This is a genomic window from Daejeonella sp. (assembly GCF_037719425.1).
In the GTDB taxonomy this organism is placed as follows: Bacteria; Bacteroidota; Bacteroidia; order Sphingobacteriales; family Sphingobacteriaceae; genus Daejeonella.
The window spans coordinates 24,374-40,429 of sequence record NZ_JBBJNI010000017.1 but is presented as its reverse complement, the minus strand read 5'-3'; the positions used below and the strand labels follow the sequence as shown (position 1 = coordinate 40,429).

Here is a 16,056-nt window from a genome sequence, read left to right as displayed (position 1 = left end):
TATCGACGGATCTAATGTAAAACCGTTCACCCCTTTTCCTGTAGTATAAACGAGCATCGTTGATGAACCGTAAATCACATAACCTGCTGCAACCTGTTCTGTACCCTGCTGGAGAACATCTTCCAGGGTAGCCTTGCCGTCTGTTGACTTTCTGCGGTAGATCGAAAAGATCGTCCCTACAGCTACGTTTACATCAATATTGGATGAGCCATCCAAAGGATCAATTGCAACGATATAGCGGGCATTTTTTGACACTTCTGCATCGATAGGCACAAACTCATCGTTTTCCTCTGAAGCGACGATACAGCATTCGCCCCCGCTGGTTAAAGCGGAGATGAATTGCTCATTAGCAAATACATCTAATTTTTTCTGGCTTTCCCCCTGAACATTGACCGTACCGACCTCACCGAGGATATCCATCAGGCCCGCTTTATTTACCTCGCGGTTGACAATTTTTGAGGCGATCCCAATATCCCTGAGCAAGCGGGACAATTCTCCTTTTGCATATGGAAAATCACTCTGTTTTTCAATAATAAACTGGCCTAAAGTTAATATTCCCGACATACTTAGTGTACTTTATACGTTATCTTCCTGCTAATTCAATGACCTCCAAATTAAGGATTTTTTTCTCAGAAATGCAAAATCGAAGCAATGTACGAACTTTATGCCATCCATACTTACCGGCCGCGCCTGGATTTAAGTGTAAACAAGTAATATTTTTATCGTACATCACTTTCAGTATATGCGAGTGCCCGCAGATGAACAGATCTGGCTCTTCATTCTGGATCTCAGACCTGATCCGACGATCATATTTACCGGGGTAACCTCCGATATGTGTCATCCATACTTTTACGCCTTCACAGTTAAATTGCAAATCTTCCGGGTACACCGACCGGATATCCCGGCCATCGATGTTTCCGTAAACTCCTTTCAGCGGTTTGAACTCAGCTAAAGCATCTGCAACCTTGCTATCCCCAAAGTCGCCGGCATGCCAGATCTCATCACAATTTTCGAAATGCTTAAACACGGCATCATCGAGGTAACTATGAGTATCCGAGATCAAACCTATTCTTGTCATAAACAGGAGCTAGAATATGGTGAGATAGTCTTTCAGCAACATACGATACTCCTCGGTATACGCATTCTGTGCTTCATAAATGACGAATTTCTGCGTATCGGTATTCCGCGCCCCTATTCCAATAACCAAAATACAGCGATAGGGTTTGGATTCAGGAAAGGAATGGATAAAGATCGTTTTCCGGACAGCCAACTCTATAGAACTACTTGATACGTACCCACCGAAGTTTAACCGCAGAGGGCGCAGGGGACCGGCGCAGAGAGCGCAAAGTTTTTCACAAAGTGCTTGTTGAAGTCGTTTGGTTCGATTCTTTCGCTGCGATCTCTGCGGACCACTCTGAGCTCTCTGCGTTAAAGTAGGCGTCTTGCCTGCTCTTTCCTGATACAACATAGGGCTTGCCCTATATCTTACTCCGCTTTGTGCAAGTAGAGTTTTAACAAGCTCGGCAGTATCCAGCGGCAGGATTAAATAGAGCAGCCCTTTTGAGCTTAAATGCGCAGCAACTCCGGATACCAGGTTTTTAAAAAAGTCCTCATTGGCATGCCTTGCCAGACGCCTGGAAGGATCATCAGAACGCAGGGAGTTGATAAAGTAAGGGGGATTCGATACGATAAGGTCGTACTTAGCGGCAGTATTGCTGAAATGCTCTTCGAACGAAGACCTCACCAGGCTGATTTTAGGTGCAAAAGGAGAATTCCTGAAATTCAACTCAGCTGTTTCAGCCGCCATGTCATCTATCTCAACAGCATCAATCAGTGCTGAGGCATACCGCTGGGCAAGCATCAGCGCAATAACACCCGTGCCGGTCCCTATTTCCAGTATCCGTTCGATATCATCATTATGAGCAATAGAACCGAGCAAAGCGGCATCGGTGTTTACTTTCATCCCGCAATTGGTCTGATCAACGCTGAACTGCTTAAACTGGAAGACCTTACTCATTATAATTCGTAAAGCTCAATGGGAAGGCCATCGGGATCTGAAAAAAATACAAAGCGCTTACCGGTATACTCGTCCATCCGGATTTCTTCTGTAGAAACCTTGTGCTGGTTTAAATGAGCTACGGAAGCATAGAGGTCGTCCACTTCGAATGCAAGGTGCCTTAACCCCCGTGCCTCCGGCCTGGATGGGCGCGCCGGCGGATCAGGAAAGGAAAACAGTTCCAGCTGGTAGTTTCCGTTTACAGCAAGGTCGAGTTTATAGGAATCGCGTTCCTTCCGATAAACTTCCTGCACGATCTCCAGCCCAAGTATCTCTGTGTAAAAGGCTTTTGAAGCCGCATAATCAGTGCAAATCAGTGCAATGTGATGTACGCGGTTAAGTTTTAGCATGTTATTCTCCGAGGATGTTATGCAGCACGTTATTGTAGACGGATTGCGATTTATCTACAGATCCAAAGCTCGTTTCATCAACAGTCAGATCTCCTCCAGAAACCTTGCCCAGAAAGCTGAATTCCGTTTCAGAAGTGGCCAGAAGTTCGATGAACTCTTCCTGCTGTTCCGCTTTAACCGATACAACTACCCTTCCCTGTGCCTCGCCGAAAAGGAACGCATCCTTACGGATACTTGAATCGGTTTCAATTTCGAAACCAAGTTCGTTCGGCATTGAGGATTCCAGCAGAGTAATGTAAAGCCCCCCGTCAGAAATATCATGGGCAGACTGAATCAGGCCTTGTCTGATAAGCTGCTTGATCACCTGGTGCATCGCATATTCTTTTTCAAGATCGAAATGCGGCGCCGGGCAGGCAGTTATTTTATGGTAGGAAGCAAGGTATTGTGAAGATGAAATATCATTCACGCTCTCTCCTATCATATATATAAGGTCACCGGCTTGTTTAAAATCTGAAGTCATAAATGTGCTCAGATCGTCAAGCACCCCCAACATACCAATGGTTGGTGTTGGGAAAACGGGGCCTTCATCAGAGGACTGATTATAAAAACTCACGTTTCCGCCAGTTACAGGGGTTTCAAATTTAGTACAGGCCGCGCTCATACCTTTAATAGCGCCAACAAACTGCCAGTAAACTTCCGGAACATAGGGGTTACCAAAGTTCAGGCAATTGGTAATTGCTACAGGCTCACCGCCCGCGCAGGTTATATTACGAGCAGCTTCTGCCACAGCAATAGCACAACCGGTTTCAGGATCGGCATAAACATATCTTGAGTTACAATCAACGGACAAGGCAATTGCTTTGTCTGTACCCTTTACGCTTACTACGGCAGCATCGCTAGGGCGGTTAGTCGTCATTGTAGCTGTTCCTACCATGGAGTCATACTGATCGGTAACCCATCTTTTGGAAGCAATGTTCGGATGAGATATCAGATGATCAGCGATAGCTTTTAGGTCTGATGGTTCTTTAACGTCCTTTATCCTGAACTTCTGGTTCTCCTTAAAATAAGCAGGCTCTTTGAATTCTCTCTTATAAACCGGAGCTCCGCCGCCCAGAACCAGGTCGTCTGCGGGTACGTCAGCTACAAGCTCATCATTCATATAATAATGCAGGCGTTTGGTATCAGTAACTTCACCTATAATAGCGCAGTTCAGATCCCACTTGTCAAAAACAGCTTCCACATCTTTCTCGCGGCCTTTTTCTACCACGATAAGCATACGCTCCTGAGATTCAGAAAGCAGGATCTCAAAAGGCTTCATATTCTCCTGGCGTACCGGAACAAGATCAAGATTGATCTTCATTCCATGCTCGCCTTTGGCAGACATTTCAGAATTTGAACAGATGATACCGGCAGCACCCATGTCCTGCATTCCTACAACAGCGCCGGTTTTGATCACCTCCAGCGTAGCTTCAAGCAATAACTTCTCCTGGAAAGGATCACCTACCTGAACAGCCGGAAGGTCATTGATCGAGTCTTCTGTTATATTTTTAGATGCAAAGGCTGCACCGTGTATTCCGTCTTTTCCGGTAGCTGAACCAACGATGTATACCGGGTTGCCTACTCCATACGATGTTGCAGAAACAGTCTCACCTGGTTTAACTATCCCGGCCGACATGGCATTAACCAGCGGGTTAACGGTATAACACTCATCAAAGAATAATTCCCCGCCAACAGTCGGGATACCAAATGCATTCCCGTAATGCCCGATACCTTTTACCACCCCTTTGATAAGCCATTTTGTGCGTTCCTGTTCCGGATCACCAAAACGGAGGGAATTCAGCTGAGCGATCGGGCGGGCCCCCATTGTAAATATATCGCGGTTAATACCACCCACACCCGTAGCAGCCCCCTGATAAGGCTCAAGCGCCGAAGGGTGGTTATGAGATTCAATTTTAAAGACACAGGCAATATCATCACCCAGATCAACCATACCCGCATTCTCTTCACCAGCCTTTGCGAGCATTCGCGGCCCATCCTTAGGTAAGGTCTTCAGCCAGGTAATTGAATTTTTATAAGAACAGTGCTCGCTCCACATCACAGAGAATATAGACAACTCTGTAAAATTTGGAGTGCGCCCCAGTATTTCTTTTATTCTATCAAATTCTTCAGGAAGAAGGCCTAAGTCTTTAGCGGTTTCTAAGGTGGTAAGTTGCGTATTTTCCAATGTATCGGGGTTTTTGTTGGGATGGTCAAAAGTAGGAAAAATTACGTTATACGTTATAAGTTATACGTTTTACGTCTTACGTACCTTACCGTATAAAAGAACGCATAACCGCAAATTTCATTCATAGAATGAAAATCCCAAATATAATCCGGGTTCCAAAAACGTCTTACGCACCCAGCGTCTTTGAGGGAATGCATACCGACGGATTCAATTCTTAATAAAAAATATTAAAACTAACCCTGGAGTCCAAAACTTATAACGTAAAACGTATAACGTACAACTCATCGCCAATCATTTTTACCATCAATCACTATTTTTATCAACAATTTTCCAAATTCGTATCGTTTTCTAAGACAAAACACTATTTTTAGCCAAAATTTATTTAAAAACTGAGCAAAACGATGTCATCTTTAAGATTTCAAGCATTAAATGCCGTTCTTTCCAGAACAACTACTGAAGTGAAAGCCCCTTCAGCCAAGCCTTCTGAATATTTTAACATAAATGTCTTCAATCAAAAGAAGATGAAAGACAGTTTATCAAAGGAAGCTTTTAATAGTATTGTACATTCAATTGATTCGGGAACACCGATCGATCGTGCAATTTCAGAGCAGGTTGCTTCAGCGATGAAGGCCTGGGCTATTGGCAAGGGAGCTACTCATTATACTCACTGGTTTCAGCCGCTTACAGGATCAACAGCAGAAAAGCATGATTCATTTTTCGAGCCTGGTTCTGACGGACAGGGATTAGATAAATTTTCTGGTGAATCCTTATCACAACAGGAGCCGGATGCATCAAGCTTTCCAAATGGCGGTATCCGCAGTACGTTTGAAGCACGCGGTTACACTGCATGGGATCCTTCATCTCCTGCATTCATTATGGGTAACACCCTTTGTATCCCAACCGTGTTCGTTTCCTACACAGGAGAAGCGCTGGATTACAAAGCACCATTATTGAAAGCTTTAGGAGTAATGGACAAAGCAGCAGTTGCTGTAGCTCAGTATTTTGATAAAGGCATCGAGAAAGTAAACGCATCATTAGGTATCGAACAGGAGTATTTCCTCGTTGATCTGGCTTTATTTAATGCACGCCCGGATCTTTATCTGACTGGAAGAACTTTGTTCGGTCATATGTCTGCAAAGAACCAGCAGCTGGATGATCATTACTTCGGTTCTATTCCTGACCGGGTTCTTGCTTTCATGCAGGAATTAGAGATCGAATCCATCAAGCTTGGTATTCCTTTAAAAACCCGCCATAATGAAGTTGCACCATCTCAGTTCGAGTGTGCTCCTATTTATGAAGAGATCAACCTTGCAATTGACCATAATTCATTATTAATGGATCTTATGGATAAGGTTGCCCGCAGGCATAACTTTAAAGTTTTACTGCACGAAAAACCATACGCAGGAATCAACGGATCCGGAAAACATAACAACTGGTCGCTTATAACAAACACAGGAAAAAATCTGCTTGCTCCCGGCAAAACGCCTAAGAACAACCTGATGTTCCTTACGTTCTTTGTAAATACAATCAGAGCGGTATTCGAATATTCAGACCTTTTAAGGGCATCAATTGCTTCTGTGAATAACGATCACCGCCTTGGAGCTAATGAAGCACCACCGGCAATCATATCCATGTTCCTTGGAAGCCAGTTGAACGACCTTCTTGACGAGATCGAAACTTCAAGGGTTACTTCTAAAATGAAGCAGGAGCCTTCTTTGTGGACAAGCATTCCAAAGGTTCCGCAAATTCTTTTGGATAACACAGATCGTAACCGTACTTCTCCTCTTGCCTTTACCGGTAATAAGTTTGAGTTGCGAGCGGTTGGATCATCTGCTAACTCAGCAAACCCAATGACGGTCTTAAACCTTATCGTTGCTGATCAGCTGAACAAATTCAAAACAGAAGTTGATAAATTGATCAAGAAAGGCGAGAAAAAAGACGTAGCCCTGATGACGGTTATCAAACGTTATATTAAAGAATCCAAGGCGATCCGTTTCGAAGGTAATGGTTACAGTGATGAGTGGGCTCTGGAAGCTGAAAAGAGAGGATTAAGCAATATCAAAACTACTCCAAAGGCACTTGACGTTCTTCTTGATCCTAAAACGGATAAACTATTTGAAGACACCGGTGTATTCAGTAAACGCGAGTCTCACGCCCGTCACGAGATCCTTCTTGAAAGCTATTTCAAGAAACTTCAGATCGAAGCAAGGGTTATGGGCGAGCTTGTAGATAATGTGATAATCCCGACTGCTATCAGCTACCAGACTACCCTGATCGAGAACGTTAAAGGCTTAAAAGATATTGGCTTAGGTCCTGATACTTACGAAGCACAGATGGACATCATCAAGAAGATCTCTGAGCACGTAAACTTCATCAAAACCAACAATACCATGATGATCGATGAACGTAAGAAAGCAAACAAGATCGATGATATCAGAGACAAGTCTATTGCTTACGATGAAAAAGTAAAATCTTACTTCGATCCAATCCGTGCCCATGTCGACAAACTGGAGCAGTTAGTTGACGATACTAAATGGCCGTTGCCGAAGTTTAGAGAGTTGCTTTTTATTAAGTAGTTGCCGCGTTGCACTCGCAATGACAGCATTATAAGAGAAGCCCTGCTTTAAGTGGGGCTTTTCTTTTTAGTTGAGAGTGGAGAATGGAAAGTGGAGAGTGGAATACGTACCTATAGAAAATATCGTTAACTTGACTAGATTACCTCATACCTCATACCTCCGGCCGTTGTCATTGCGAGCGAAGCGCGGCAAACCAACAACTAACCCAATTGCCCTTTGTCATTGCGAGCGAAGCGTGGCAAACCAACAACAAATCGTTAACTTTACGGCCCATGTCAAATCTCAAATACAACCAGCGCGGCGTTTCCGCTGATAAAGAAGATGTGCACAATGCCATCAAGAATATAGACAAAGGAATTTTCCCGAAAGCTTTCTGCAAGATCATCCCTGATATACTGGGCAAGGACGATGCGTATTGCAATATTATGCATGCTGATGGAGCAGGAACCAAATCATCACTCGCATACGTTTACTGGAAAGAAACAGGAGACCTATCCGTATGGCGGGGTATTGCGCAGGACGCAATAATAATGAACTTGGATGACCTGCTTTGCGTTGGTGCAATGGATAACATTCTGTTGTCATCTACCATCGGCAGAAATAAAAATCTTATTCCCGGCGAAGTAATAGCCGAGATCATCAACGGTACTGAAGAGATCCTGCAGGAGCTCCGTGACCTTGGTATAGGCATTTATTCAACCGGCGGCGAAACAGCGGATGTGGGTGATATAGTACGGACGATCATAGTTGATTCCACCGTCACCTGCCGCATGGAGCGTGCAGACATTATCTCCAATGACAGGATCCAGCCCGGCGACGTGATCGTTGGCCTGTCCTCTTATGGCCAAGCCACTTACGAAAAGGAATACAATGGAGGCATGGGCTCAAATGGCCTGACTTCTGCCCGTCATGATGTGTTTCACAAATATGTAGCGGAGAAATACCCGGAGAGCTGCGATCCGGCAGTTCCGTACGAGCTTATCTTCTCGGGCGGTAAAAAGTTAACTGATAAGATCAGCATAAATGGCTCAGATCCGGTAACGGCTGGAAAGCTGGTACTATCACCCACACGAACCTATGCTCCTATTGTAAAAAAGATCTTTGATAAATACCGTTCAGACATACATGGCATGGTTCATTGCAGCGGGGGCGCGCAAACCAAGATCCTGCATTTCATAGACAATCTGCATATCATAAAAGATAATTTATTGGAAATCCCTCCCCTGTTTAAGCTGATCCAGGACCAATCAGGAACAGAGTGGAAGGAAATGTACAAAGTGTTCAATATGGGGCACCGGATGGAGTTTTACGTTCCCGAAAAGATCGCCCAGTACATTATTGATATCTCACAGGAGTTTAATGTTGATGCGCAGATAGTTGGACGGGTTGAAGCAGCCGACAAAAAGCAGGTGACGATAAAGTCGCCGTATGGGGAGTTTGTTTATAATTAGTTGGTTGTTGGTAGTTAGTTGTTAGGCTGGGTGGCCTAGACGCTTTATAAGTAATAACAAAAAAGCCTCTCTGGATTCAGAAAGGCTTTTTTAGGGAAGATTGCTTCGTCGTTCCTCCTCGCAACGACAACCGTTACTAAATGCTGTCATTGCGAGCCTGCCTACCGCAGGCAGGCGCAGCGCTGCAAACTCTACTCAGTCTTCCTCATTATCAACTTATCCTTCGGAAACGGCAACTTATTTCTTCTAATATCAAGTTCATCGATGATGTTCTTTGCACCACCCAGAACATCGATACACCAAAGCACAAAGCGGGCGTCGACTGAAATGGTACGCTTGTATTGCTTATCAAATGCAATATCTCCGCTCATTGCTTCCCAGTTACCATCGAAAGCTAATCCGATCAGCTCACCATCGCCGTTCAGAACAGGTGATCCGGAATTACCACCGGTAATGTCGTTATTACTGATGAATCCTACGGCAAGTGTTCCGTTCTCACCATACTCCCTGAAATCACGTTTTGCATAGGCATCAAGCAATGATTGCGGGAGATCGAACTCATCGTCACCCGGCTGATACTTGGCCACCATTCCATCAATCGTTGTTTTAACATCATAGGTTACACCATCTTTAGGGCTATAGTTCTGAACCTGACCGTAACTTATACGCATAGTAGAGTTAGCATCAGGATATATTAAAGCACCTTTATTCTTTTCAAGAAGGGCTTTAAGATACAGGTTGTCCAAACGCGATTTAGTCGCCTGGAAATCACTCAGAACTGTTCCAAAGTTATTCTTAACATAATCCGCAGGGATCAGGTTAACAGCATACATATAACCTGGGTCCTTTTCAAGGGATTCCTTATTCGGGCTGGCTAAAAATGCTCTTAGCTTGGCAGGATCGATCAGGTTGCTGTTTTTCCATAGATAATCAGCATAGTTTTCGAATGTTGCCTGCGGCGATCCTTTCCAATACTTCTCTGAGATCAGAGTGATAAACTTGGGATGCTGGCTTTTTGGAACATCAGTATAGAAACCTGTCAGGATCTGAGCAAAGATCTTCTTATCTGCATTTTCCAGATAGGTTTTCTCATATGTGTTCACCATGTTATTAAGATTGGTATTAACCTGTTTAACATAGGCAGCATCATCCTTACGGGCCATCATTGCATCAATTGCAGCCCCAAATTGGGATGCATTCCGTACCCAGGGAGACGCTAGTAAGCCTTCGTTGATATAGGTATAATGCACAACATAAGGGTCATATAGGTCGTAAGCAGTTTTGTACTGGCCCATCAAGTTGGTCATTTCAGGGTTAGAAGCCGACCATGTTGTAAAAGTCGCTTCCTCCTTTTGTTTGGCTTCGTTGATTTTCAGCCTCTTTAACTGTTCGGTCTGGCCGATATAATACTTCCAGTAATTGGCAATATTTGCGTACTGGGATGACATTTTTAAACGCACATCTACATTCTTATCCATCTCCTCTTTCCACGCTTTCAGGCGGATATCCCGAAGCTTAACTGTGGTTGGATTAGATCGCTCGGTAGCGGTCTGAACACCATAAGAGGTCAGGTATCTGTCTGTACGCCCGGGGAAACCATAGACCATGGCAAAATCACCGTTCTTTACGCCTTTAATAGAAACCGGCAAAGATTTCTTAGGGGTATAGGGCTTGTTTGATGCTGAGTATGCAGCTGCTTTATTGTTGGCGTCCGCATAAACGCGGAATACAGAAAAGTCACCCGTATGACGCGGCCATTCCCAGTTATCCGTATCGCCACCAAATTTTCCTATTGACTGCGGTGGAATTCCCACTAAACGGACGTCACTGAACCGCTCGTAGATAAAAAGAAGAAACTGATTCGTTTTGTAAACGTCACGCACATCGGCTTCCATAGCTGTACCAGCTGTAACATCAGAGCTTATCTGCTTGCTTATCTCTGCAATCTTAGCTGCCCTGTCCTTGTCCCGCACACCGGCAAGAGCTGCCATTACCTTAGGAGTTACGTCTTCCATGCGAACCAGGAAACGTACAAATAATCCCTGAATAGGTTTTTCTTCCTGGTAAGATTTAGCATAAAACCCGTTATCCAGAATATTATTTTCTGGAGTTGAATTAGACGCTGCTGCATCGTATCCACAGTGGTGGTTAGTAAAGATTAATCCGTTTTTTGAAACGATCTCTCCTGTACAAAAGCCGCCAAAAGATACGATCGCATCTTTAATGCTCGCTTTATTCACACTGTAAAGATCTTCAGGGGTAAGCTTAAATCCCTGCCTTTTCATTTGCTCGTAGTTTTTACCAATGAGCATGGGCAGCCACATCCCTTCATCAGCCTTTGCCAGGTTGCTTAAACCCATAGCAAATACTAATAGCGATGCTACTGCGTATTTAAGTCTGTTCATAAAATTTGAGTTATTAATTGGTTGCAACTAATATAATGCTAAACGAGCTTAATTGTTTCAAGCTGATTTCATTTTCTTAGAAGCAAGGCGGATCAGTAATTCAAAAATGCAAATCACATTATAAAATGATCGAAAAAAAAGGTCCCGGATACATATGTAACCGGGACCCATGTCCGTCCTGGATTAGCTCTGTTAATTAAACAGGTATCTCGCTCCGAATTGTGCAGCCCATCTTGAACGAATCTGATCAATCTGATATGCTGTTCCACTGGTTGGAGCCCGGAACGTAAAGCCGCCTCCGGCACTTGATGAATAGGAAATAAGCGTACTTGCATTGTTCCCTAATGAATAAGCCCTGCCCCATGATTTATTAATCATGTTGCCGAAGTTAAAAATATCAGCAGATAATTGTAAGCGGTTCTTGGTTCCTTTTATCAAACCACCGAAATCCTGTAACAATCTAATGTCAACTGCATGCTCCCATGGCATCCGGCCACCAAAACGTTCAACGTACTGCCCTCTTCTTTCTCTAAGATAGGGTTCGTTATTTATAAATGCATCTAATTGTGTCCATTGCTCAGCAGGAGTTAAAGCTGGCAATAAACCTGATGCAGAGAGATTATTCAATTTAATTTCACTTGCGCTTCTTGGCACATAAAGTAAATCATTTTGATTAGCACCATCACCGTTTAAATCTCCGAAATACAAGTATGAAATAGGTTCTCCGGATCTGCCCGCATAAAATACCGACAATGTGGTTCCAAATAATTTATTCTTTCCGTAGTTAATACCGTAATTGGCGCTGCCTACTATGCGGTGTTTAAGATCAAACCTGGAATACGACAGATTAGGATTATTAGCATCCTCAACAATCTGGTTAAATTGCCAGTTAGAACGCGCAGTTGAGCTCGTGCCGCTATTAACATCCCTCGCATCACCGTAAGTGTATGCAATCGATGTACTAAAGCCAAAATTGAATAATTTTTGAAGCTGGGCTGTCAGGTTGTAAGAAGAACCCTCACCACTGTTCTTAAGCAATATCGCATTCGTCACCGAAGAGTTAACCTTGCCACCATAAGTTGGTCTCAGATCATTTCCTCCGGATAAAGCCGGATTTAAAGAACCTGTTCTTCCTTTAATGTTAATGTCCTGATAGCTGATATTATTTACCGTTTTATTGTAAATAGCTTCGAGGGTCGCCACAATTCCACCTGGTAATCGGAAATCAGTTGCAAGATTAGACCTGAAAGACTGTGGCAGCCTGAAATTTTCATTGATTAGGTTTAACTCATAAGTAGTGACAGATCCGCCCGCTGTCGACTGCTTATTTGGATCTGGCTGGAAAGTCGCAGGACTATTCTGAAATACTGTACCAAACAATACCCCGTTATTGGTGAATTGATTAGACAGCCATACAAAAGGCACGCGTCCAGTAAAAATCCCGGCCCCGCCCCGTATTTGAAGACTTCTGTTGCCAAATACATCATAGTTAAATCCTAACCTCGGAGAAACCAAAGGACGGCTTTTGGGAGTGATGTCTGTTCGGTAACCGAAAGCCGTTTCCGACAATACATTTCGTTCTGGTGTGTCAAAAAAAACAGGAACGTCAACACGCATACCGGCAGTTAGCCTCAAATTATCTGATGCCTGAATTTCGTCCTGAAAATAAAACCCGAGCTGAGCTGCTGAAAAACGAGCTTCTCCAGGATTCGCCGTTATCGGATAGGTAGCCTCGACACGGAATGGTTTGTTCGCTTGAAAATCTGCCAGGCTGCTAAACTGCCAATAACCAAACCTGTTGTTTATAAATAGATTTCTGAACTTAAAGAATTCATTATGAGTACCAACAGTAAATGTATGATTACCTGAAAATACCTTTAAATTATCAGTTAACTCAAATATATCCTGATCCAGCTGATTGGTAGTGCTGCTTCGTTCAGAGCCAAAAACTATTTGATCCGTAGCTTTACCATTTGCATTGTTAATCTGAACATGCGGAAACAATGTTCCCGAAATTGAACGGGCATCCCTCACCGTTGAGTAGCCCATTATTAAATTATTTGACAAGGACTTTGACAAAGAGCTTCTCAGTTCTAAAACACTGATATTCTGTTTATTATTATTTCTGCCTCCTTGATTTCCAAATCTAAACACTGTAGGTGAACGTGAAAAAACATCGTCAAAAGCTTTGATATAATTGTGGCGCAACATTAACTGATGTTTTTGATTTATGTTCCAATCTAACCTGGCAAACAATTTATCACTTTGCGTTTGAGTAGGTATTTCGCCAATACTGCCTACATCATATGCATAGGTTGTTTTAACAAAGTTGGCGAGATCCTGGGCTTGAGCAGTTGTGAGCACTGAACCCGGATCCCCGGCGTTTAGGACACTTGGAGATTCTATCCTCCCTAATTCACCATTTACAAATAAGAATAATTTATCCTTTACTATTGGTCCGCCAATACGTAACCCATATTGATTATTCAGGAAAGTAGCTGACTTTATACCGTCTGGCCTCGTTCCTACGGTATTTTGATTACGGCCATAGAAATAGGCTGACCCTTCGAAATTATTCGTGCCAGAACGTGTAATGGCATTCACGCCGGCTCCGGTAAAGTTTCCATATGAAATATCATAGGGAGCAAGAACCACTTGTATCTCCTGGATCGCATCCAAAGAAATAGGCTGAGTATTAGAGTTACTTCCTGGCGTAATAGCAGAACTGGACGCAGCAAATACATCATTATTTACAGCTCCATCTATAGTGATATTATTATAGCGGCTGTTCTGTCCGCCAAAAGAGTTTCCATTGGCCTGGGGTGTTAATCTCCAGTAATCAGATAAGGAACGATTTAAAGAGGGAAGTTCTTCGATCTGTTCTTTACTGATATTTGTGGAGGCTCCTGTTCTTTTACTATTGAAGGTGTTATCTTTCGCACCTACTACAATTACCTCATCTAAATTTAGTCCATCTCTTCTTAGGACAGCGTTCAGAATAAAAGGCTCTCCAAGCTTAAGCATGACGTTGGGGTAATCTGCTTTTTGATATCCTAAATATGTGACAGTGATAACATAGGGTCCACCCGGACGCATATTGGGTATCGTAAATCTTCCTACTTCATTTGTAGAAGCACCATAAACTGTTCCGGTTGGCTGATGCGTTGCCTTCACGGTTGCTCCTATCAGTGATTCCTGGGAATCACTGATCGTACCGGACAAACTACTTGTCGTTACCTGTGCCATTGCGCCTAATGCACCAAGTAAAACAACAAATGTTAAGAGTAAAAACTTCTTCATAAATTTTCCTTTAATGTGAGATTGAATATAATTGGTTGTTTGAAATTGCGGCAAAGATAATCACCTTTTTCACAGTGTGACAATTTCGATGTTAAGATAATATTAAATCTCATGGTATTTGCTCCAGCATATATGGAAAGCGGGCATTTTTTTATCCACATTTACCTTTAGGCAATGGAGCTTTGAGCTATAAGCTTAAAGCTCAAAGCTCCATTGCTCATATAAAACAAATTATCTAAGTTTGCGATGAATTCTCATTGTACTACAAATTAGAAATATGAATTACGACATTATAGTTATAGGAAGCGGTCCGGGTGGATATGTAGCGGCTATTCGCGCTTCGCAATTAGGCTTGAAAGTAGCCATTGTGGAACGTGAATCGTTGGGTGGAATTTGTCTAAACTGGGGCTGTATCCCAACGAAAGCATTGTTGAAAAGTGCGAACGTATTTGAATATATAACTCATGCTGCTGATTATGGCATAAAGGTTCAGGGTTCGGAAGCTGATTTTGATTCTATTATTAAAAGAAGCCGCGGTGTAGCCGATGGGATGAGCAAAGGTGTCCAGTTCCTTATGAAAAAGAACAAGATCGATGTGATCATGGGAACCGGAAAATTAAAGAAGGGCAACAAAGTTGAAGTTAAAGGTGCAGACGGTGCTTCTAACGAGTATTCAGCAAAAAATATCATCATTGCTACAGGCGGGCGTTCAAGAGAATTGCCAAATCTAAAGCAAGATGGCAAGAAAATCATCGGATATCGTCAGGCGATGTCTTTACCGGAGCAGCCAAAATCGATGGTCGTAGTAGGATCTGGCGCTATCGGAGTAGAATTCGCTTACTTCTACAATACGATCGGAACCAAAGTGACTATCGTTGAATACCTTGATAATATTGTGCCTGTTGAAGATGAAGATGTGTCAAAGCAATTGCTTCGCAGCCTGAAGAAATCAGGTATCTCTATTATGACAGGGGCAAACGTGGAATCTGTTGATGCCAGCGGCAAATCGTGCAAGGTTCAGGTTAAATCTGCTGCAGGTACGGAAACATTGGAATGTGATATAGTTTTATCGGCAGTTGGGGTTACTCCTAATATAGAAAACCTCGGACTTGAAGAAATTGGTGTTAAGGTCGATAAAGGCCGTGTTACTGTCGACGATTTCTACAAAACCAACATAGACGGCGTTTATGCTATTGGTGATATCGTAAAAGGCCAGGCTCTCGCCCATGTCGCTTCTGCAGAAGGAATAATTTGCGTAGAGAAAATTGCAGGCCACCATCCGGAGCCACTGAATTATAATAATATCCCGGGGTGTACTTATTGCTCACCGGAAATAGCTTCTGTAGGATACACCGAGAAAGCTGCAAAAGAAGCTGGTTACGAAGTCAAAGTGGGTAAATTCCCATTCTCAGCTTCGGGTAAAGCAAGCGCTGCAGGCGCAAAAGATGGTTTCGTTAAAGTGATCTTTGATGCTAAATACGGTGAATTCCTTGGCGCGCATATGATCGGTGCAAATGTTACTGAAATGATCGCTGAAGTGGTCGTAGCTCGTAAGCTGGAAACTACCGGCATGGATATCGTTAAAACCGTACATCCTCACCCTACAATGAGCGAAGCTATTATGGAAGCTGCAGCGGATGCTTATGGGGAGGTTATTCATCTATAAATAGCTGAAAGTTGAAAACTGAAAGCTG

The 16,056-nt window shown here is 43.2% G+C and carries 10 protein-coding genes; 3 read left to right on the top strand and 7 right to left on the bottom strand.

Annotated elements, in window-relative coordinates:
- The 5 genes from WKF69_RS04045 to purL all read right to left on the bottom strand — a co-directional run.
- Positions 1-564, bottom strand: a 564-nt coding sequence (locus tag WKF69_RS04045) for a class 1 fructose-bisphosphatase (RefSeq protein ID WP_340379677.1), incomplete at its 3' end; no start/stop codon positions are given.
- Between the two features lie 19 nt (positions 565-583).
- The gene (locus tag WKF69_RS04040) at positions 584-1,078 is read right to left on the bottom strand and encodes a metallophosphoesterase family protein (protein ID WP_340379675.1); all 495 of its coding nucleotides are present in this window, start codon (positions 1,076-1,078) and stop codon (positions 584-586) included.
- Positions 1,079-1,087: 9 nt separating this feature from the next.
- Positions 1,088-2,017, bottom strand: a complete 930-nt coding sequence (locus WKF69_RS04035; protein ID WP_340379673.1) for a methyltransferase — start codon at positions 2,015-2,017, stop codon at positions 1,088-1,090.
- A complete protein-coding gene (locus tag WKF69_RS04030) occupies positions 2,017-2,406 on the bottom strand; it encodes a VOC family protein (protein WP_340379671.1) in 390 nt (129 codons plus the stop codon). Before WKF69_RS04030 ends, WKF69_RS04035 begins: the two co-directional genes overlap by 1 nt.
- A gap of 1 nt (position 2,407) precedes the next feature.
- Positions 2,408-4,630: a phosphoribosylformylglycinamidine synthase subunit PurL gene (gene purL / locus WKF69_RS04025; RefSeq protein ID WP_340379669.1), complete on the bottom strand. Its 2,223-nt coding sequence runs from the start codon at positions 4,628-4,630 to the stop codon at positions 2,408-2,410.
- Positions 4,631-5,031: 401 nt separating this feature from the next.
- On the opposite strand from purL, the gene WKF69_RS04020 reads away from it, so the two are divergent.
- Positions 5,032-7,206: a glutamine synthetase III gene (locus tag WKF69_RS04020; RefSeq protein ID WP_340379667.1), complete on the top strand. Its 2,175-nt coding sequence runs from the start codon at positions 5,032-5,034 to the stop codon at positions 7,204-7,206.
- A 272-nt stretch (positions 7,207-7,478) separates the two neighbouring features.
- Positions 7,479-8,657, top strand: a complete 1,179-nt coding sequence (locus WKF69_RS04015) for an AIR synthase related protein (protein WP_340379665.1) — start codon at positions 7,479-7,481, stop codon at positions 8,655-8,657.
- Between the two features lie 191 nt (positions 8,658-8,848).
- Here WKF69_RS04015 and WKF69_RS04010 read toward each other — a convergent pair whose 3' ends face one another.
- Together WKF69_RS04010 and WKF69_RS04005 are read right to left on the bottom strand one after the other, a co-directional pair.
- Positions 8,849-11,062 carry a S46 family peptidase gene (locus WKF69_RS04010; protein ID WP_340379663.1) on the bottom strand — a complete coding sequence of 738 codons (2,214 nt, stop codon included), beginning with the start codon at positions 11,060-11,062 and terminating at the stop codon, positions 8,849-8,851.
- Positions 11,063-11,254: 192 nt separating this feature from the next.
- Positions 11,255-14,362 carry a carboxypeptidase regulatory-like domain-containing protein gene (locus tag WKF69_RS04005; RefSeq protein WP_340379662.1) on the bottom strand — a complete coding sequence of 1,036 codons (3,108 nt, stop codon included), beginning with the start codon at positions 14,360-14,362 and terminating at the stop codon, positions 11,255-11,257.
- Positions 14,363-14,639: 277 nt separating this feature from the next.
- Here WKF69_RS04005 and lpdA point away from each other — a divergent pair, with 277 nt between their 5' ends.
- Positions 14,640-16,028, top strand: a complete 1,389-nt coding sequence (lpdA, locus tag WKF69_RS04000) for a dihydrolipoyl dehydrogenase (protein WP_340379660.1) — start codon at positions 14,640-14,642, stop codon at positions 16,026-16,028.
- Positions 16,029-16,056 lie beyond the last annotated feature (28 nt).